18 protein-coding genes are annotated in these 20,792 nt (G+C 52.5%); 4 read left to right on the top strand and 14 right to left on the bottom strand.

Annotated elements, in window-relative coordinates; genetic code table 11:
- Positions 1-187: 187 nt before the first annotated feature.
- The 3 genes from ACHZB8_RS10550 (at position 188) to ACHZB8_RS10540 (ending at position 2,606) form a co-directional block, all read left to right on the top strand.
- Positions 188-1,051 carry a sugar nucleotide-binding protein gene (locus ACHZB8_RS10550; RefSeq protein ID WP_316860222.1) on the top strand — a complete coding sequence of 288 codons (864 nt, stop codon included), beginning with the start codon at positions 188-190 and terminating at the stop codon, positions 1,049-1,051.
- A gap of 8 nt (positions 1,052-1,059) precedes the next feature.
- A complete protein-coding gene (locus ACHZB8_RS10545) occupies positions 1,060-1,533 on the top strand; it encodes a heme-degrading domain-containing protein (protein WP_316860221.1) in 474 nt (157 codons plus the stop codon).
- A gap of 134 nt (positions 1,534-1,667) precedes the next feature.
- The gene (locus ACHZB8_RS10540) at positions 1,668-2,606 is read left to right on the top strand and encodes an AraC family transcriptional regulator (protein ID WP_316860220.1); all 939 of its coding nucleotides are present in this window, start codon (positions 1,668-1,670) and stop codon (positions 2,604-2,606) included.
- An 83-nt stretch (positions 2,607-2,689) separates the two neighbouring features.
- Here the strand turns inward: ACHZB8_RS10540 and otsB are convergent, their stop codons facing one another.
- The 7 genes from otsB to ACHZB8_RS10505 form a co-directional block, all read right to left on the bottom strand.
- Positions 2,690-3,460: a trehalose-phosphatase gene (otsB, locus tag ACHZB8_RS10535; protein ID WP_316860219.1), complete on the bottom strand. Its 771-nt coding sequence runs from the start codon at positions 3,458-3,460 to the stop codon at positions 2,690-2,692.
- 12 nt (positions 3,461-3,472) lie between these two features.
- Positions 3,473-4,522, bottom strand: a complete 1,050-nt coding sequence (locus ACHZB8_RS10530; RefSeq protein ID WP_316860218.1) for a Gfo/Idh/MocA family oxidoreductase — start codon at positions 4,520-4,522, stop codon at positions 3,473-3,475.
- Positions 4,523-4,666: 144 nt separating this feature from the next.
- A complete protein-coding gene (locus ACHZB8_RS10525) occupies positions 4,667-5,014 on the bottom strand; it encodes a fructose PTS transporter subunit IIB (RefSeq protein WP_316860217.1) in 348 nt (115 codons plus the stop codon).
- A 62-nt stretch (positions 5,015-5,076) separates the two neighbouring features.
- Entirely contained in the window at positions 5,077-5,757 is a 681-nt protein-coding gene (locus ACHZB8_RS10520; RefSeq protein WP_316860216.1) for a transaldolase family protein, read from the bottom strand.
- 61 nt (positions 5,758-5,818) lie between these two features.
- On the bottom strand, positions 5,819-6,691 hold the full coding sequence (locus tag ACHZB8_RS10515; RefSeq protein ID WP_316860215.1) for a [formate-C-acetyltransferase]-activating enzyme: 873 nt from the start codon (positions 6,689-6,691) through the stop codon (positions 5,819-5,821).
- Positions 6,657-8,957 carry a formate C-acetyltransferase gene (locus ACHZB8_RS10510; RefSeq protein ID WP_316860214.1) on the bottom strand — a complete coding sequence of 767 codons (2,301 nt, stop codon included), beginning with the start codon at positions 8,955-8,957 and terminating at the stop codon, positions 6,657-6,659. The genes ACHZB8_RS10515 and ACHZB8_RS10510 overlap by 35 nt, the downstream gene beginning before the upstream one ends.
- A gap of 95 nt (positions 8,958-9,052) precedes the next feature.
- Complete coding sequence (locus tag ACHZB8_RS10505; protein ID WP_316860213.1) at positions 9,053-9,376, bottom strand: PTS fructose-like transporter subunit IIB; 324 nt, start codon at positions 9,374-9,376, stop codon at positions 9,053-9,055.
- Between the two features lie 549 nt (positions 9,377-9,925).
- Between ACHZB8_RS10505 and ptsP the strand changes: the two genes are divergently transcribed.
- Complete coding sequence (gene ptsP, locus ACHZB8_RS10500) at positions 9,926-12,430, top strand: phosphoenolpyruvate--protein phosphotransferase (RefSeq protein ID WP_316860212.1); 2,505 nt, start codon at positions 9,926-9,928, stop codon at positions 12,428-12,430.
- Positions 12,431-12,460: 30 nt separating this feature from the next.
- Here the strand turns inward: ptsP and ACHZB8_RS10495 are convergent, their stop codons facing one another.
- From ACHZB8_RS10495 to ACHZB8_RS10465, 7 genes are all read right to left on the bottom strand, one after another.
- Positions 12,461-13,243 (bottom strand): alpha/beta hydrolase, encoded by a 783-nt coding sequence (locus ACHZB8_RS10495; protein WP_316860211.1) that lies wholly within the window; start codon positions 13,241-13,243, stop codon positions 12,461-12,463.
- Positions 13,244-13,654: 411 nt separating this feature from the next.
- Positions 13,655-15,232 (bottom strand): PucR family transcriptional regulator ligand-binding domain-containing protein, encoded by a 1,578-nt coding sequence (locus tag ACHZB8_RS10490; protein WP_316860210.1) that lies wholly within the window; start codon positions 15,230-15,232, stop codon positions 13,655-13,657.
- Between the two features lie 88 nt (positions 15,233-15,320).
- Positions 15,321-16,427, bottom strand: a complete 1,107-nt coding sequence (locus tag ACHZB8_RS10485) for a mandelate racemase/muconate lactonizing enzyme family protein (RefSeq protein WP_316860209.1) — start codon at positions 16,425-16,427, stop codon at positions 15,321-15,323.
- Positions 16,428-16,515: 88 nt separating this feature from the next.
- The gene (locus ACHZB8_RS10480) at positions 16,516-17,355 is read right to left on the bottom strand and encodes an alpha/beta hydrolase (RefSeq protein ID WP_316860208.1); all 840 of its coding nucleotides are present in this window, start codon (positions 17,353-17,355) and stop codon (positions 16,516-16,518) included.
- 27 nt (positions 17,356-17,382) lie between these two features.
- Positions 17,383-17,775, bottom strand: coding sequence for a hypothetical protein (locus tag ACHZB8_RS10475; RefSeq protein WP_316860207.1), 393 nt, complete (start codon positions 17,773-17,775; stop codon positions 17,383-17,385).
- A gap of 405 nt (positions 17,776-18,180) precedes the next feature.
- On the bottom strand, positions 18,181-19,521 hold the full coding sequence (locus tag ACHZB8_RS10470; protein WP_316860206.1) for an MFS transporter: 1,341 nt from the start codon (positions 19,519-19,521) through the stop codon (positions 18,181-18,183).
- 66 nt (positions 19,522-19,587) lie between these two features.
- Complete coding sequence (locus ACHZB8_RS10465) at positions 19,588-20,775, bottom strand: CaiB/BaiF CoA-transferase family protein (protein ID WP_316860205.1); 1,188 nt, start codon at positions 20,773-20,775, stop codon at positions 19,588-19,590.
- Between the last annotated feature and the right edge of the window lie 17 nt (positions 20,776-20,792).

Here is a 20,792-nt window from a genome sequence, read left to right as displayed (position 1 = left end):
CTGACGGCACATCTGATCAAAAAACAATGCCAGCCCGGCCAGTTGATTTCACTGCTTGGTCGGGCTGGACGCCAGCCAGCCGCGAGACTTCAGAAGCTTTCATGCAAGGTGCCTGGCTCCAATGCTCATTTGTCTCGATCTTTTCTGACTGAGTATATTCAAGCGTCTATTCACGAGGAGTAATAGCATGGCCAAGCGCCGTATTCTTATCACCGGGGCCAATGGATTTTTTGGCAGCCGTTTTGTTCAACGATTTGATGATCGTTTTGACATATTGGCGACGGATGTCGATACGCTGGATATCAATAACGAGGACCATGTCGCCTCGGCTTTTGAAACCTTCAAGCCGGATCTTGTCTTGCATGCTGCTGCGGTTGCTGCCACGGCCTTCTGCAATGAACATCCTGATCTTGCCCGAAAGATCAATGTTGACGGTGCAGTTTCTCTTGCCAGGGCAGCAGAAAAGACCGGTGCTGGTATGGTATTCATCAGTTCCGAACAGGTCTTTAATGGCAATGAGGAAGACGGGCCATATAGCGAAGAAGACAGCGCAAAGCCGGATACGGTCTATGGCGAGACCAAGCTTGCCGCTGAGGGAGAGTTGCGCACCTGTCTTGAGGATCTGTGGACCTTGCGGTTCACCTGGCTCTTTGGCTTGCCTGAGCGGGGAACGGGCATGTCTCCGGGGGTTGTCTGGAATGTGGTCCAGTCTCTGATGGCTGGCAAGATGCTCAAGGAACGCACCAACGAATTCCGCGGTATTACCTATGTTCATGATCTGCTTGATCGCTTTGAAGCCATTCTGGAGTGCAAGCCGGATCTTTACCATGTTGGCAGTCGAAATGATCTCTCGCGCTATGACTTGGCGGAGCATTGCCTCAAGCTGATGGGGCTGGGGGAGCGCACTAGCGAGCTTCTCGAAGCGGTTGAAGCGCCTGCGCGTCGGGACATACGGCTTGCTACTGACAAGCTGGCGTCTCTTGGGGTAAGCTTCCCACTCAGCAGTGCCGGAATGGAGCATTGCATTTCCGATTTCCGTTTTACCTTGTGAGGCAGACAATGACATTGGCGGATCTTTTGCAAGACTTGATAGAGGAAGAAAGCAGTCTCATCCTTCCATCCTTTGGTGCGGATCTGGCCTTTGAGCTGGGCTGTGCCTTGCGTGATGCGGCAAATGCATCAGGTGTGGCGGTCGCCATTGACATCACAGTCAATGGTCGCTGCCTTTTCTTCCACGCAATGGAAGGCACAAGTGCTGACAATGCCGAGTGGATCGCACGCAAGCGCGCAATCGTCGAGCGATTTGAGCATAGTTCCTGGTATATGAAGCATCAATATGAGGCCAAGGGAACGACTATTGAGGAAAAGTCACTCATCAGTCGGGCAGAGTTTGGTCCCTTTGGCGGGGCCTTTCCCTTGAGAGTGAAGGGGGCCGGACGGATCGGCGTCGTAACGGTTTCGGGCTTGCCGCAAGCGGACGATCATCGTCTTGTCGTTACCGTGCTTAAGTCATTTATTGCGGCACACAGCTAGCTCTGCGGGCATTCTGAGATCAATTGACAGAAACCCGACATGTTTCTATTTTTGAATGTAACCCACGATGGAAGGCAAGACAGGTGCCTGTCACGTGTCCTGAGCCGTGGGGACTTGGTCTGATTGGAAGACCCATGCAAACAGTTGCATCACTACCCAGAAAGCGACATGTGCCACCAGCAAGAAAAATGCCGCTGGTGAGTAATGACCAGATCGACCTGACCATGCAGGAAGAATATAGCAAGTTTCTCAAGACGATTCCGAAAATCGATCAGGTCATTTTTGCTCCTGAACGAGATCAGAGACCCAAGCTGGCCTATCAGATTCCCTTTCCGCGCGTGGGCTTCATCCTGTCCGGCAAACTCGAGCAGACCATCGGTGACAAGCTGGGCCGAACGATACAGATTACCCAGTCCTCTTCCACTGCGCTCTATGTTCCTTCAAACGGCTGGAACGATCCGCAATGGTCCGACGGCGAAGTGGAAATGCTGGATCTGCTGTTTGGCAAGCAGCGGGTGGGTATTTCGATCTCACGGTGGGACGGGCATGAGCAAAGCTCAATTACCAAATTCGATCTTCCGCGCCGTGGGCCTCGCAGTGGCACCTTTATTCTCAATGCTCTCAACGAACTGGTGATGCGACCGCAAGACAAGTCAACTCCGGTTTATCTGATCCGGGCGCTGGTTGCTCATGTTCAGGATCTGATGAACATTCAGGTAACCGTGACATCGCGCAGCTCTGCTCTGGCCCAGGCGATCAAGGAACATATCGAGGAGAATTTCTCCGAGCATCTGAGCCGGGAATCTGTGGCCTATGCATTCAGCATCACGCCCAACTATCTTTCTCATCTGTTCCAGAAGGAGTTTCAGACCTCTTTCAATGAGTATCTCAATCAGGTGCGTCTTGAACAGGCAAAACACCTCTTGCGCAATTATGGCATGACGATCAAGGAAGTGGCCAATAGCAGCGGTTTTGCGGACAGCAATTATTTTTGTCGGCTGTTTCGCCAGAAAACCGACCGCTCTCCCTCCGAATATCGGATGCAATATCGCAGCCAGCCCAAATTCAACTGACAAAAAGGGAGCCTTCAATTCGATTTGAAGGCTCCCGCATCGTGTTTTCACGCCTGGTCAGAAAATCAAGCGGAGGCGTTTGATCAATTCAGCAATGACGCCAACCAGCTGCGGACTTCCATGGCGTCTGCAAGTCGATGTTTGGCGATTGTTTCGCCCTGTCCGACCTTGATCGAGATGCCCCCCATTTGATTGACACATTCAAAGCCAGCTTCGTCGGCCAGATCATCGCCGATAAAGATGGGCCGACGACCTTGGAATGTTGCTTCCTGCATCATATGGGTCACCCCCACGGCCTTATTCGCCCCTTCCGGTTTCATTTCGACGGAACCGATGCCAAATTGAGGGATGAAGGTGGAAAACTCCTCGCATAGTTGTTTTGCGAAGCTCTGTGCAGGGGCTTCAAGGGCCGGGAAACCATGAAAATGCAGAACGGCGGTGATCGGCTTCTGCTCGACCTCGACCTCGGGATAGCCAGCGGCCCAGTCCTTGCAAAGTCTGATCATCTCAGACAAGCCATCAGCTGCGAACAGGGTTTTTATCTCACCGTCGGATGAAAGCCGGATTTGTGCCCCGTGAGTCCCCGAGATCGGCAGTCGGGCCGGGCACAGCAGGCTATCCAACTCCAGAATCCCCCGGCCAGAGACAATTGCGGTCGCTCCTTCTGTGCCTTTTTGAAGGGCCTCTAGCAAGCTTGGCAGGGCTTTGTCGACTTTCGGCTGCTTTGTATCCTTGATCGAATAGGGGATGAGGGTGCCATCAAAATCCAGCATCAGCGCGATGCTGGCGATGGAAAGGACGGGTGGTGGTGACAAGGGGGGAACAGAATTGGCTGGAGGTGTTTGAAAATTCATATCGCAAATCCTTCATAATGAAATGGTTTGTCCTTCATTGGCGCTCTTCTGGGCGGCCAAGATGAGAGCGATGACATCGATTGCCGAGCTTGCAGTAACCGGTACCATTTGGGGGGCTTTGTCGCGGATTGAGCGGGCCAGCAGCTGATAGAATTGTTCATAGCAGCCAGCTTCTGTTTCTATGTGACTCACGATTTGGGTTTGCGCTTCATCTGCCTGCGTCAGCAAGCCCCAATGGTCTTGTGGATCCTTGCCCCAGTCGGGACAGTTGGGGCCTTGTTTCTCGCGCAAACAGTTTTCCTGATTATCCATTCCATATTTCACGAAGGAGCCCCGATCCCCGTGCAGCATGAACCGGGGGCCGGGGGCGCATGTTTGGCTATCGGCATGCAGGATTGAAACCGCATCATCATGTTCGATGAGGATATGGAAGTGATCGGTGACGCTCGCCCCTGCTCTCGAGTTGGCGAGCCGAGCTGTGACTGTTCTGGCCGGACCGAGCAGAACAAGAGCCTGATCAATGAGGTGTGGACCGAGATCCCACAAGATCCCTGCTCCAGGGCCGGGACGCTCGCGCCAGCGATCCTGAATATTTGGGCGCCAGCGATCATAGTGGGATTCCAATGTGTGCGGTTTGCCAATCTTTCCTTGGGCAATGAGGGCGCACAGGGTCAGGAAATCACCGTCCCAGCGGCGATTTTGGTAAACCGTGAGAGAGAGCCCCTTCTGTCTTGCAAGGGTATCAAGGGCCAGTCCTTCCAATGGATCCAGCACAAACGGCTTTTCGACCACGACATGCCGTCCCGCTTCAAGGCAGGCTCTGGCAAGCGGGACATGCATTTCGTTGGTCGTGGCAATGATGCAAAGCTCGGCATCGGACTCACCGAGCATGCTGTTCGTATCGGCAAAAACTTGAGCATCGGGCAGATATCCGTGAACTTCATCGATACGCGACGAGACAATTGCCACTATTTCATAGTCTTGCATGTCTCTGAGAATGGGAGCGTGAAAGCAGGCTCCGGACATTCCAAATCCAATGATTGCGACTTTGATGGAGGACATGACGGTTCTCCTTTGTTGCGAGAAGACGCGGTGTCTCCTTGACTTTGGTAAAGGCGGAGAGGGCTCTATGACTTCACGGGCACGGGCTTTTCAAGCTTGCCGAGAGGAATGGCGATGCCGAGCTTGCTTTTTCAAAAAGGATCGTCAGATTTGCATGACAAAACCATTTTGCAAATACAATATCCTGACGATGGCTTCCCGAACCTTTTCAGGTGATTTGAGCACTGTCTGAATATCGGTATCAATGATGCGCAAACCAACAAACCGTTCTCTTTCCGCAACGGTGACATCGGCTGCAAAGATCACCAGATCCGCTTTCTCTATCAGATCAGGGCCATGGGCATTTTCAATGCCAAGGGCCCCTTGTGTTTCGACAGACACTTTATACCCGAGTTCACGACAGAGATTTTCGATTACCTCTGCAGCCATATAGGTATGTGCCACACCTGATATGCAGCCCGTTATGGCAAGTACAAGCGGTTTGGTGGTCATCGTTGTGCGCTTCCTCCCTGAAGATCCTCTCTCAAATACGCCGACGATTTTTTGGCGCCTTGTCAGATCAGGTCCAAAATGGTTGCCCCCTTACCATAGACGCCTTCCCAGTCGCTGACAAAGCGAGAAACTCCCGAATCCGTCAAAGGATGAACAATCAACAGCTCAAGCAGTTCAGGCGGTAAGGTTGCCGAGTGCGCGCCTGCCATTGCGACATCATGGATTTGCTGAACATTTTTGAAAGATGCGGTCAAGAGTTTGGCATCGAGAGTGTAGCTTTTGAACAAATGGGCAATCTCGCTCACCACCTTGACACCATCACCACATATGTTGTCGAGCCGGTTGACATAGGGTGCGGTGAAGCTCGCTCCGGCGATGGCCGCCATCAGGGCCTGTTCTGCGGTGACGATTGCCGTGGCCGTTACCGGAATGCCGAGGCTTGCAACCGTCTGGATCGCTTTCATGCCCTGCGCAGTCACTGGAATCTTGACGTGGAAGCCGTTGCCGACTGCGTCACGCAGGCGTTGGGCTTCATCGATCATGGTCTCTGCGTCTGCTCCAAGCACTTGCGCGTGGATCATCTTGTCAGGCCCGATCACGTTTCTGATGTCTTTGAGAATGTCACCCAAAGGGCGATTTTCGCGGGCAATCAGGCTTGGGTTGGTCGTGACGCCGGAAACTGGATAAAGGTCAACGCAACGGGCAATTGCCTTCACATCGGCCGTATCAAGAAAATATATCATCCAAAAAAACCTTTCGAATAGGATGCTGTAAGTTCGGTTGCAGGTGGCTGTGTGTTTTCAGCTAACCACCTACCGTGACGGAGTAACCTGCCGCTTCACATCGCTCTTGCCAGGCGTCGACCTCGGCGGCCTCCGGGACCGGCAGGCTGGCTGCCGGGTAAGGCATGCCGAGCATGTCATATTTGGATGAGCCATAGTGATGCAGTGGTAACAGGTGCAGGTCGGTCAAAGAGAAAGGGGCTAGGAAGGCAAGGATGGCCGAGAGATTTTCTTCGCTCATCGTATAGTTCGGAATGAGTGGCAGGCGGGGAATGACCCGCACGCCTGCCTCAACGAGAGTCTTGAAATTTTCAAGGACCAGCGAGAGATTGATGCCCAATATCGCTTTTGCCCGTTTTTCATCCATGATTTTGAAATCGAACAGAACTTCATCGCACAGCAGCCCCATTTTCAGGAGCAGGTCGTGATTGCCATGTCCGGTCGTCTCGATTGCGCAGGGCACGCCCATCGCATGGAGACGGTTGAGCAATGCTAGGGCGAAATGGGGTTGAGCCAGAATCTCGCCGCCTGAAAGCGTAACGCCGCCGCCCGATACCCGGTGAAAGACCGAGTCACGGGATATTTCCTTCATCAGCTCATCAAGGGTTACATCTCGACCGATGGTGCGATAAGTATCCTCGGCCTTGAGCCAGCAACCGGCCTCGGACCTCGCTTCTCCTGTCGTCAGATCATCGCGGGGAATCCGCACGATGTCCCCAGAGCGGGATTCGGGGTTGGAACACCAAGGGCAGAAAAGCGGACAACCTTTGAAGAACACGACGGTGCGGATTCCTGATCCGTCATTCAGCGACCAGCGCTGAATGTCAAAAATCCGCCCCGTCAGTGCCTCTCGGGGGAAACTAGAGACGGTGTTCTGTGCGCCTGATGATGTCATCTTGGATCTCTTTGGAAAGCTCGATAAAGAAGGCGCTGTATCCGGCAACGCGGACGACCAGACCGGCAAAGTCTTCAGGATGTTCCTGAGCCTTGCGCAAGGTGGCGACGTCGATGACGTTGAACTGGATATGCTCGATTTTCAGCTTTGCGAAAGCCATCAGGAAGTCAGCCAGCTTGTTGAGCCCTGATTGGCCTTCAAGTGTCGAGGGCAGGAACTTGACATTGAGAAGGCTGCCGTTCGACAAGAGATAATTATCGAGTTTGCTGACCGATTGCAGAACGGCGGTTGGTCCGAGCTGGTCGCGTCCCCCCATCGGCGAAAGGCCCCCATCGGCCAGTTGCTCGCCAGCCTTTCGACCATCGGGTGTTGCGCCGACGCCTGCACCAAGTGGCACATGGGCCGAGACAGTGTAGGAGCCGGGCGAGAAGATACCACCGCGCGGGTTTCTGCCCTTTTCGACTTCCTTGCAATAAAGCCGCAACAGGCGAGATCCCATCATGTCGACCCTATCGTCATCATTGCCATATTTACGGCAATTGCTGATGAGCCATGTTCTGATTTTCTCTCCTTCCGGCACGTCGTAGTCAGCCTCAAGCATTTCGACAAAGGCCTTGAAGGGCATGCGTTTTTCCTCAAAGACAAATTCCTTGAGGGCATAGAGCGAGTCCGAGAGATTGGCGATGCCAATCCCCTGAACGCCTGAGAAATTGTAGCGTGCGCCACCATAAGTGATGTCTTTGCCCGCTTCCATGCAATCAGCGATCAGGGAGGAAAGCAGGGGAACCGGTGCGAAATCCCGATGTCCGACATCGCAGATGTTTGATCCTTCGATCATATGTCCGATATTGATCCTGATCTTGTCCTCAATCGCGGCAATGACCTGCTCGAAGGTGACATTCTCTTCGTCCTTGAGGTCTATAAGCACGATTTCCATGACCTTGAGCAGGTTGAACATGGCGATGTCATGCAGGCCATAGGTCTTGCCCGGGATGGAAAGCTCGACGCAGCCGACGACGGAATAGTCGCGGGCATCCTCCAGACTGACACCCCGGTTCAAAAAGGCTGGTACGATCACTTCATCATTGAAGATCTGAGGAATGCCGGTTCCGATCCGAATGGTCTGTGCTGTCTTGAGCAGAAGCTCGCGGCTGATCAGCTCATTGACGCGAACCCCGAGATTGGGTTGCGGCAATTGGATATCCTGATAGGTGTCAAGACAGAGAGTGGAGAGCGGCGTTTCGGCGCTGCGTCCATCTTCGCTCAGGCCACCAAGCAGGATCGTGTAGCCGGTTGGGAAGCCGGCAAAGAAACGAGCGCTGCTTTCCGAGCGCAACAGAACAACATCGTTTGTCTTGATCCAGAGCGAGCCGAGGAGTTCCGCCAGGGCTTGGGGGTCTTCGCCCTTGTCGAGCGAGGCCTTGTAGAAGGGCCACATATATTGATCAAACCGGCCAAGGGAGAGGGACGAGGCGTTGGATTCATATTGCAGAATGACATTCATGAACCAGAAGAGCTGCACGGCTTCCCGGAAGTCGGACGGCGCGTCTGCAATCGCTCGGTCGGACAGGCTGGCAATATGTTCAAGCTCGGTGCGTCTCTGATCATTTTGTTCGCTGGTTGCGAGTTCCTTTGCGAGATCGCGATAGCGAATGATGTGCCGCTGTGAGGCTTCGAGCAGGATTACAACCGAACGGAAGAAGAGATTGTCCGGGTTCTCTTGCTGCTTGGCTTTTGCTTCAGCGAGCAATTGTCCAAGACCCTTGCTCAAGAGAGCCGGGAAGTCGGCAATGATGTGCCCCTGTCCCTTGTCAGTCTGGTTGATGGAAAAGATCTTCGCATCAACACCATCATGCACTTCCCTTGGAAACTGCCTGTTGATGAAATCCTTCATCGAACGGCCGGTCCAGTAAGGCAGCAATTCCTCCTGGAAATACTGTTTGTCCTCATCCGAGATGATGAATTTGTCTTGCGGGCGGCTGTGGATCGTATCAATTTCCTTGGCGAACCAATATGGGTCCATCTCGGGCGAAAGGATACCCGAGCGTGGTTTGACGGTACGGTTTCCCGCAATCAATTCGTCTTCCCTGATCGAAATCTCGACATTGTCGAGAATATGGGCGACGGCCAGGGCGCGACGGATCATGACAGGATGGCCATCGCTTTGCCTGTGGCTTTCTGTGAAAAGGCGCGCGCGCTCCAGTGATATCGGGCGCGGCTTTGCAAAGAGCGCCACTTTGAGACGAGCGATACGATCTGCCGACATGGGTTTCCTCCATCAGGCTTGCCGAGTGGGTCATTTAGAAAGTCGTCAAAAAGAGAGGGCTGGGCCCTCTCTTTGCCAGTCAAGATCTCGCGTGATCAGGCTGAGGTCTTGGCAAGATAGGCGGCCACCTTTTCCATGACCTGAGGTGCACGACGTACCGCATCGGATACGCCGATACGAACCACAGGCTTGTCCTTGAAGCGTTCTTCGAACTTGATGCCGATATCCTTGGTCAGGATCACCATGTCAGCGGCGGCAACATCTTCGCTCGTCAGTTCGTTTTCGATGCCGATTGACCCTTGCGTTTCGACCTTTACATTCCAGCCATTGGCCTTTGCGGCATTGGCGATCGACTCCGCTGCCATATAGGTATGGGCAACACCGGACGGGCAAGCGGTTACAGCTACAATATTGGTCATATCTTCCTCCCTTGAGTGAAATTGCATTCCTCTTGCTCCCATGCTTTCAACTCTATTCAGTTGAGCTGGGGAGCTTGCTGTCTGTGGGGGAAATCTTGATTGTTTTGGAAAGATTTTGAGAGAGGAGATTGCTGCTTTTTTCTGGACCAGACTACACATCGTCATTGTCTGGTTGTGGAGGAAAAGACTATTTGTCGGAGAGACCTCGTTGCCTTTGCATGTTGACATGAGGGGGCCTGCGGTCGGTTAGGAAAAATCCCGAAGAGGCAGGGGGTTGCCGATAGTCTTTATTCCAAACAATGATGGGAATGGGAGCCGGACGTGCTTCTGCGGGCCCTCTTCGGGGGCAACAGAGACAAATAGGACAAGCGGTGTTTGTCCGGGGCGTTGATTGCGTAGTCTCATCCAGAAAAAAGCAGGTATCTCCTCTCTGCAATCAACAGTCTTCAGTCCTATTTTGGGGCAAATGGATATGATCGGTCTTGGCTCCTGGCAGGAACCGGTGAAGAATGACAATTGGCCTGCTGGCTGATTGATGGAGGAGAACACATGACGAAATCACTGGCTGTCAAATGCCTCTTGCCAAATGGCCTGCATGCTCGCCCTGCCAGCAGAATTGAAGAGCTTTGCAATGCGTTCAGTGCGACAATGGCCTGGGAAAATGCCCGCACCGGACGCACAGGCAATGCAAAAAGTGCTCTATCGCTCATCGGAACCGACACTCTGGTAAATGACGACTGCATGCTGATCATCGAAGGGGATGACGAGCTTGAAGCGTTTGAAACCATGGAGCGGTTCTTTGTCGAAGAATTTCCCCATTGTGATGAAGCCTTGCCGACGGTGTCGGTGTCGCCGGACGACAATCCCATTCCGCGATCGCTTTCCAATCTTGAACCTGATTTTGCTCGCGGCTCGATTGTTTCCGAAGGCATAGGGGTGGGCAAGCTGGTTGCTCTTGGCGGGCTTGACTTTGATGCCGTGCCCGACTTTGACCTATTGGATAACGCAACGGAGCAGAAGCGTCTGGATGAGGCTGTCTCCGTATTGTCCAAGGGCATGCTGGCCCAACAGGCGACGGCAACCGGCCCCGCAGCAGACATTCTGTCTGCCCACCTTTCCCTGATCGGTGATTGCGAGTTTCAGGCCGATCTTGCCGAAGGCATCCAGAAGGGGCTTGGTGCTGTCGGGGCGATCAAGGCTACGGGGCTGCGCTATTGTGAGCAGATGCGTGCCTCATCAAGCGCCCTCATTCGCGAAAGAGAGCTCGATATTCGCGATCTTTCCTTTCAGATTCTCGATCATATTTATGGAGAGGCGGTCTATGGAGCGCGTATTGAGCTGAGTGAAGATTCGGTCTGTTTTGCAGACGACCTGACACCGAGCCGCTTTCTCGAGCTTGATCGCACGCATTTGAAAGCCTTGCTGCTGGGAAGTGGCGGCACGACGTCCCATACGGTGATACTGGCCCGGTCTTTTGGCATCCCGACCCTTGTGGCTGTACCGCGTGACAAGGTTCTGGTTGTTGCCGGGGAGACCGTGATTGTCGATGCAACCCTCGGTCTTGTCATCAAGCAGCCGAGCGAGCCGATCTGTCGTTACTATGATCTGGAATTTGCGTTGCGCAGCACACTGGATGGGCAACTGGTCCATTACCGCAGCCAGCCCGCAGTTACCGAAGACGGTCACAAGGTGGAAATTGCCGCCAACATCGCCTTGCCAATCGAAGCCAAGCCGGCTTTTGCTGCTGGTGCCGAGGGAATTGGCCTTTTCCGCACGGAAATGCTCTATATGGATCGGGTTTCCCCTCCAACCGAGGACGAACTCTACAATGCCTATGTCGAGGCAATTGAAGCGGCGAAAGGACGTCCGATCATTGTTCGTACCATTGATGTTGGGGGTGACAAGCCTGTCGACTATCTGGAGATTCCCGAGGAGCATAACCCGTTTCTCGGTTATCGGGCGGTTCGGATCTATGCGGAATTCATCGACCTTTTCCGCGGTCAGTTGCGCTCGATCCTGCGGGCTTCTGCTCATGGTCCTCTTAAGATCATGATCCCGATGATTTCCTCTTTTGAGGAAATTCTTTGGGTCAAGGAAGTTCTTGGCGAGGTGAAGAGAGACCTGCGCGACAGCGGGATTGTCTTCAATGAGAAGATCCCGTTCGGCATCATGCTCGAGGTGCCTTCCATTGCCTATATCATTGATCAATGTGCTCAGGAAGTGGATTTCTTCTCCATCGGATCGAACGATCTCACCCAGTATCTGCTGGCGGTTGATCGGGACAATGACAAGGTATCCAAGCATTATAACAGTCTCAATCCTGCCTTCATCAGGGCACTTGACAGGATTGTGCAAGATGCTCATGCCAATGACTGCTGGATTGGTTTATGTGGTGAGTTGGGTGGCAAGGGCTCGGTCCTTCCTCTGTTGGTTGGACTGGGCCTTGATGAAATCTCGATGAGTGCGCCCGGAATTGCAGCCGCCAAGGCCCGGATGGCCAAGCTGAGCCTATCCGAGTGCCGGGACGTCGTAGAGAAGGCCAAAGCCTGCCGCACAGCGATCGAAGTTGATCAGATGCTGGCAGAGTTTCGCATGGGGGTTGGCGATGCGCCGATGGTCTCGCAAGATTGTGTCGTCATCGGTGAAGATCTCAGGAGCAAGAACGAGATTGTCAAACGCATGACCGATCAGCTGATGGTGGCTGGGCGTTGTCGCTATCCTGCTCGTCTGGCTGATGATGTCTGGGCACGTGAGGATGTCTTCTCGACCGCTCTTGGCTTCGGCTTCGCCATTCCCCATGCCAAGTCGGAGCATATCGAGCAGTCTTCCATTTCCGTGGCCAAGCTGCCAAAACCCGTCATCTGGGGGGATGACGAGGTCGATATCGTCATCATGCTGACGCTGAACAAATATACCGCGGGCGATTTGCACCTCAATATTTTCTCAAGGCTTGCACGCAAGATCATGAATGAGGAATTCAGGGCATCCCTCAAATCGGCTCCCTCTGTGGAAGCGGTTACCACTTTTCTTCAGAAGGAGCTGGAGTTGTCGTGACCCCGAGAGCGGCACGTCTGGTTTCCTTGTCTATTGACGCAAGAAATCGAAAATTTCCGCTGCAAGAAGGTCGGGCGAGTGCATGGCCATGAAATGCCCGCCTTCAATTACCCGGAATGTGGAATTGCTGACTGTACTGGCGATGGCTTCTACGGCTGCCGGAGGACGGTCGGCATCGATCTCGCCAGCTATGAAAAGACACGGACAGGAAACCTTGGCAATGTCTTCATCCAGAGACAGGCCTGCGAGCATTCGCATGGTAGCTGCGAAGCCATAAGGGTCGGCACCGATGCGCTGTGCGCGCGTTGAGGTAAACCGGTTCCTGTCTTTGCGATAAGCCGAAGGGTAGCCGCGATCAAGTCCAACATCTACACCGGCGCGAGAGCCATCGTTTTCAAGCAGATCTGCACGAGCAAGTACCGCCTGTTGCCTTTCTTCCGAGATCCCGGTGGATGGTGATATGGAGACAATTCTCTCGAACCGATCCGGGTGGATTGCAGCCATGTGAAGGGCCGTCGCAGCCCCAACAGCGCATCCGACAGGAATGACCGGTCCTTCAATGCCAAGAGCATCGAGCAGCCCGATTGCGTCTGCCGTGAAATCGAAAATAGTGAAGGGGCTGCGTGGCTTCTCGGACAATCCGGCACCGCGACAGTCATAACGTATCACGCGATAGTGCGGCGTCAGAAGTGGAACCAGATAATCCCAACTTTCCAGCGAGCCTCCCATTTCGTGAATCAACAACAGTGTTTTTTCGCCATCTCCTTCATCAGCATAGCGTAGAGCAATCCTGTCCAGATCGAGAAAGGGCATAGCATTTTCCTCCGACAATTCTCTTGCGGGTTTCAAGCGATGATGCATTGGCCACTCGTTGGCAAGACAGGCCATGTCATGCTGTCTCTACCGGCTCTCTATCGCTAAAAATCCAACTTTTTCATATAATTGGAGCATATCCCCTTGTTGCGGAACGGGCATCCTAGAAAAGCGGGAATTTCGGGAGTGTTTTTCGTGAGAAAATAGGACGTCTTGCTTGCTGAGGGCTCTACGTGATGTCCGGGGTCCATTGCTCCACCGGTGTGCGCCTCTCATGGAAGAGACGTTGGTCATCGGTCATGCAAGCAATGGCATCCATCCTTTTGCCTCGACCCACGGGCTTTGGGCCGCATATCCCCGGCGGAGTGTTCGGATTGAAACGCGCTGAACCATGATCCATTTCAGACGATCTTAGGCACGATACGAGATATTCAGAATATAGGCGATATACAGGGCTTGCCTGCCTTTGGGAATGAAGAAATTCACATTCGTGAGCTGTTCGATTTTCTGCAAGCGGTATCTCAAGGTGCTGATATGAATGCAGAGTTTTTTGGCTGCAAGATCAAGACTGTCTTCCTCAAGACATGCTTCCAGTGAAGACCAGAGCTTGGTGTTACATCTTTCGTCATACTGTTGTATCGGGTCGATGATGGTTGCTCTTATGACCTCGCCGTCACCAGAAATGACACCGTGGGAGACAAGTCCTATGCCGACATAGTTCTGATAGGGATAAATGTGGTTTTCGCTCTCGACTGCGCGACCATAGTCAACCGCGCGAATTGCCTGGCTGTAGCATTGTGGCAGCTTTCTCAAGTCATCGGCAGGCAGGCTGAAACCGATATCAAGATCTTCCAGGGCCCCCTGGCATACTTCCTTGCGCATTTGCTGCGCCAGTTTGGCGAAGTCGACTTTCTTCTTTTTCGAATAGGAAATCAGAATGACGAGGTCAGACCCCTTTATGAAAACAACGACCTGATCATATTTGTAACGTAGCCAATTGACCCAGTAGTCGAGGTAGCTGTCTGCTTGAATTTTGTTTTTCTTGTCCCGTACCGACAACAACATGACGATATGCAGGTCTTTTGGCGTGATGCCGAGCAATTGCAGTTTTTCGGCGATGACTGTTTCATCCGGTTGATCAACAAACAGGATTTCGTCGAGAATCCTGGCTGTCATCCTCTGTTCCGCTTCGATCCTGAGATATTCTTCCAGGAATTTGATGGCAAGGAACGAGACGACCTGACTGATGAAAATAAAGCGGCTTTTGACGATCTTGTGCGTGTCGCAAACAACAAGATATCCCACGATCTGTCCATGTGCAGCACAGGGGAAAATGAAGTGATCCCGGAAAGAAACGTAGTTCTTTTTCTTGCTCTTCTGAATTCTCAGAAGCAATTGATCGATGATTTCTTTGTCAATTTCCGTTTCGTCAGTTGAGTTCGTGGCCAGTATTTCGCCACGATGGTTCAGGCAGCAGCAATTGCAAGGGATTTTGTCTGTCAAGAGCAACAGAATTTGCTTCATGTCCCGATTGTGCAGAATGGCGCTCAGGAGGTCTTCGTTAAGGGCGTTAGGCTCGCTGATGGTGCTTTGTTGCTCGAAGATGATCGCCGTCAGGATTTCGCTTATGACTTCACGGAAAAGAACGTTTTTCGTAACGGTGAAGAGGGGCGTGTGGTATTTTCTGGCGATTTCAATCGTGCTCTCATCGACCTCTTCGATGAAGCGGCCGAGTTTGATGCAGATGGCCGAGACATTCTGCTCACAGAGCGCAGTGATGATCTTGTTGATGCTTTCTGTGCTGGTGTAGTAGCTCGATAATGTGGTGAGGACAAATACGCTGTCGGTCAGAGTCTGAATGTTGAAATCCGGTGCTTCCATGACCGTGACATATCGGACGATATTGCCCAACCCTTCCTCGCCAGCCAGAAGGGTGCATTCTTTTCCCAGAATGGGTAGGGAACTTAGCTTGGAAACCGTGGCACTCATGATCTCTCCGCAAACAGGATGACTTTTTTCGGTATGGCGAAGTAAGAAAAGCCCTCTGGCGGCGTCGGGGCCGACAGAGAGCCATTGTTTACATCGAAACGGTGTATTTCTTGACTAGATCCCAGTTGACCTTGACGCCCATGCCAGGGCCGTCCGGCAACAGCATCTTGCCGTCTTTGACGGTTAAGCCCCCGTCAAGCAAGAGACTTTCCTGAATTCCCTTTTTATAGTAGCCAATCTCACAGGGCAAATCAATTTGGCGGAACGCCGAGGCAAACTGGACACATGCAGCGCTGCCCAAATCGGATTCTGCCTGCGTGCTGACTTGCACCGGCATATTGTTGGCTTCGGCCAAATGCACCAGTTTGCGAGAAATGGTGTAGCCGGTTCTGGGGATCTTGATTCCAAGGCGCTGGATTGCGCCCAGATTCATCTGACGCTGGGTATCGGCGAAAGTGAAAGTGCTTTCATCAGACAACAGCATGATCTTGGGGAAGCGCTCGGTGAAGAGCTTCCGGCTGACGTCATCCCATGCAGGAACTGGCTCCTCGATACTATCGATTACATCTGTCAAGGCTTCACCCACGCGGTAGAGATCCTCGCGGGAATAGAGCTGGTTTGGATCGATCAGGAATTTCACGTCGTCCGGGCAAGCCTTGCGAAGCTCGATCATGAGGTCGATATCTTCATTGACATGACCAGCCTTGACCTTGAACATCTTGTAGCCTTCGGCCACACGTTGTTTGGTTTCTTCGATGATCATGTCACGATCGAACCATGTGCCACCGGAGACCCAACTCAAGGGCACTTCCGTTCTGTAGGGGCCTCCCATCATCTGGGCGCAGGAAATGCCAAGCAGCTTGCCATTGAGATCGTGGAGCGCAACATCAATCGCCCCTTTGGTGGCATAGTTGAACGGCAAATCGTTCATCTGTTGCCAAATGGCTTCGAAATTGAAGGAATCCAATCCGATAAGCTTGGGAATGATGATCTTTGTCAGTGCATAGTAGATCGAAGCCGGTGTTTCACCATAAATACCGGGGCGCGGAATGGCTTCGGTCACGCCATAGGTGCCATCCTCTGCAATGATCTTGACGATGATGTGTTCTGTGACACTGACGTTGCCATTGGCCCATTTTGTGGTCTTGAATTGCGGCATCTGGAGCGGAAAAAGCTCGATATCCTTGATTTTCATTATGTTCCTCCCTTGCGGGGAATTTGGAGAAAAAGGACCTGATGCTCGCCAAGAATGGGGAGGAGGCGAGCATCAGGAGCACCAGGCTCTAGGCGCAATCCGGGGTGCTGGCCGGATCCACATATTGCATGAAGTCATCAATCGCTTCACAGATGATCTCAGGCGCTTCGACGATGATGAAGTGCCCATAGCCCGGTATTGGTTTCCAAACCACTTTCTTGGAATTGACCATGCCTTTCATGGCTTCCTGGCAGTAATGCTCTGGTACGTTCCAGTCATCTTCACCGCGGATGACCATGACAGGGCAGGAGATCTTGTCCAGATCGCCGCGTACATCGTAGTTGTTGTAGATGGACAGATCGCCCTTTTTGGCTACGCCGCACTCTTGGGCCACGCCCCACAGGATGAAGTCTTTTGCTTCCTCGGGACATTTCTGACCGATCAGGCTTTCGGAAAAATCGAAGTGGGAATGCTGAACGCTGATATAGGGATGATCAAGCAGGTCCACGACGGTGCCATAGGAGCCGGAGAGGGCCTTGATGAAGGTTGAACCCTGCATGGAAACGATGCCGGCGACCGGATAATGTTCGGCAATATAATAGACCATGTTGCCACCAACCGAGCAGCCGATGACCAGTGGGTTCTCAATTTCCATGGCCTGAATAAATGCCCATGCAAATTCACAATAGTCCTTGTGATTGTTGATCGCCTTGTTGCCAGGCAATGGCCAGCTCTTGCCGTGGGCTGGCATGTCGAACGCAACCATATTGTAGCGATCTTCGAAGATGTCCATCATCCAGTGATATTGGCGACACTCGCGTCCAGCGGTATGCAGACAGACAATCGTTGGTTTGTCTTTTGGTCCGTTGTTTGTTTCGTAATAGGTCTTGATGCCGTTTACCGTGATATAACCACCGCTTATAGCCATTTTGTACTCTCCTGAAGGGTGATGGTTCTACTGCATTACTTTGGCCATAACGCGCATCAGCTGGGCCATCGTGTTGTTGTTTTGCCGATAAGCAAGCGGGCTTCCCAGAATTTCAAAGCACAGAGGATTGTGCTTGGGGGAGGTGGCAAGCTGGAAGTTCTTGTGCCTGAAGAAGTCTGTCCATTGCTCGTCACTTCCTCCCAGTCCGATATGGATGCCATTGATTGGCTTGCCCAATTCCACTGAAACCATTTCTCCCTTGTGGAAGTTGAGAGTGAAGGGGGCATCACCCATAATGAAAGTGATGTTGCCGCTGAAATAGCGGGCCAGATAACGGGTTTTGAAAAGCTCCGCTTCCGGTCCATTGATCAGTTCTTTTACCTTTTCGAACTGCTGCAATTTTGTGTTGATGTCGCCCATCCTGGCGTTCTCCTTAATTGATCGATATGTTTTCTTTGGCTACTTGCCTGTAGACGCGCATTTGGCGAGAGTCTTCCGAGTACAACTGAATGCTGGTAATAGAAATTCTATTATCCATTGGCTTGACTAAAGCAAAAATCAGTCTATTCGAGAAGATCTTCAGTGGGATAAGAGTATTCTAAACTCAAGTGAGTAGAATTTCGTTGCTCAACTCCCGTTTGTATTCTGGTCAGCTCGCCAATTCATGAGATCTATTCCTGTCACGAAAGTCGCAGTCGCGTCACGAAAACTATCTTGCTGAACTTCACCGAACCGATTTTGCGGGGATAACCGGTTCGGCAGAGAGCTTGTGTCCGGATCCGTCGCTGCGGGGCGAGGATCCCGGCTTCGCATGGAAGCCGACCGTTACGACGAGGCCTGTTCGGAAAGGGCGTCGATATCCTTGCCTGCCGTTTCTGCGCCGAAGTAGATCAGTGGAACCATCAGCCAGCCAATGATGGAGGCCATCCACCAGGCGAATGGCAGAGATGTCCAGTCGGCGAGAACGCCGAGCATGGGAACTCCGATCATGGCCGTGATGCGACCGATACCGATCGCGAAACCGGTGCCCATGGTACGAACATGAGATGGCATCATTTCGTTGGTATAGGTGATCTGAATGGTAACACCGCCCATTCCAAGACCGGCGATGGCAAGCATTGCATAGACAACGGGTACGTTGATGTTCTGGGACACATACATGTAATACATGACACCCAGAGCGATAACCATTGGCGTGCGGAACAGCAACATTGCGTGTTTTCGGCCAATCTTGTCCGAGATGATGCCAGATGTTGCATACCCAATGATAGCCACGCCCCAAAGGGTCATGTGCATCGTCACTCGGGTTGCTGCGTCGAAGCCCATGTCAGCAAGACTGAGCACGAAATATGCCGAGTTACCCCAGGCCAGAATGGCGGAAACCATTGCCATCGCGATGCCGATCAACACATTTTTCCGATATTGCGGTTTGAACAGCTCACCATAGCTCTGTGTCTTTCCAACGGCGGCAGCTGCTTCCGCATTCTGTGCCGCTTCCTGTTTGGCACGCTGTAGCTCACTTCTGTTGCGCAGCCAGGTCGGTGTTTCCTTGAGGACAAAGAAGATTGGCACAAGAAGAATGATCGCAATCGGAAACACGTAAGATGCGGTTTGCCAAGCATAGCCCGCCGCGACCAGCAAGCCGATCAGGAAGGACGATGTGAAGTTACCAATTGGCGTACCACTTTGCATGATACCCGTTGCAAATCCCCGTTTGGGCGCAGGGACGATTTCCGAAATGTAGGATGCGTTGATCGCCCAAATACACGTGTTCCCCCAGTTTGCGAAGAAGCGAACGACAAACAGCATGCCAAGGCTTCCGATAAGAGCATAGCTACCGTTACACAGCACGACGATGAGAATGCAGATGGCCAGACCAATGCGTCTGCCATGTTTATCGGCGATTTTGGGGATGAACAGGGTACTGACCCAGCCCCCAAGAGAAAAGATGCTGACAACCATACCGGCCGTAGCATTGTCCATGCTGAACATTTCTTTCAGCATCGGACTGGCAACGGAGTAAACACCGTTGCCGATTGTAGCGAACATCCAGCTCAGGAAGCATACTGCAACAACCGCATATGATTGACTTGTCATATAGGTTGGAACCAATGATTTGGTCGCAGTCTTGCCAGTCCCTGCCTGGCTTTCTACTGTTGTTGACATTCCGATCTCCCTTCAGAACGTGTCTAACATATTTATCTGGTTTATAGTGCTAAAGACGTAGGTTCTTTAGACAATCTCCTCACGCTGCATTTCCTCAAAGCGCTCTTCGCTGAAACCCAACTCTTCCAGATAAATTTCTTTGTTATGCTCTCCAAGAAGAGGTGAAGAGCGTTTGATTTCGGGATTGGTAGCAGACATCTTAACTGCCTGATTGGTCACCCGAATTTTCCCGACTTGCGGGTGTTCCACTTCACCGAACATGTGTCGAACTCCGGCAATGTGGGGATCAGCGGCAACCTTATCGAGCGTCATGACAGGTGCTACCGCAAAGCCGAGCGGGAGCAAGAGATCCATGAGCTCATCTGTTGTCATGGTTTTGGTCCATTCCGTGATGATGGCATCCAGTTCATGCTTGTTTGTCACGCGCAGTGAATTTGTCTTGAAGCGCTCGTCTTCGATCAATTCAGGCTTGTTCATGGCGTTGCAGAGAATTGCCCAGAATTTCGGCGCGCTGCCATTCATGACGAAATAGCCATCCTTGGTGGAGTAGCCGCCACCAGGTGCGGATGACTCGTAGCTGTTGCCATTGCGCTGAGGAACACGACCGGTGGTGAGGTAAACCTGGTTCACACTGGACAGACCGACGACTGAGACATCGACCAGAGCAACGTCAACCATCTGGCCTTCGCCTGATTTTTCACGATGGCGAAGCGCTGCAAGAATACCGATGACGGCTTGCAGACCTCCCATGATGTCGGCAACAGAGGCTCCGCATCGGGTTGGCTCGCTGCCGGGGAAGCCGGTTACGCTCATGATGCCTGCCATAGCTTGCGCCATCGTGTCGTAACCGGCTCGGCTGGAATATGGACCTGTCTGGCCGAAACCAGAGATCGCGGCATAGATCAAGCGGGGATTGACCTTTTTCAGCTCATCATAATCCAGCCCCAACTTTTTCATCACGCCGGGGCGAAAATTCTCAACCACCACGTCAACATTCTTGACCAGTTCGAGGAACACGTCCTTGCCCGTTTTCAGGTTCAGGGTGATGCCGCGCTTGCTGCGGTTGAAGTTGATGAAATAGGTGCTGATGTCGTCTTTGCGCGGCATGAAACCGCGACTGTCGTCGCCCCTTCCGGGCTGCTCGATCTTTATGACGTCCGCTCCCATGTCGCCCAGCATTGCCGTGCAAAATGGAGCTGACAGCACACGGCCGAGGTCGAGTACTCTCAGGCCCTCCAATGCGCCAGTTGTCATGGTATAACTCCTAGTTA

This window comes from uncultured Cohaesibacter sp. (assembly GCF_963556055.3).
Taxonomy (GTDB): domain Bacteria; phylum Pseudomonadota; class Alphaproteobacteria; order Rhizobiales; family Cohaesibacteraceae; genus Cohaesibacter.
This window is presented reverse-complemented; position numbering and strand designations above follow the sequence as displayed.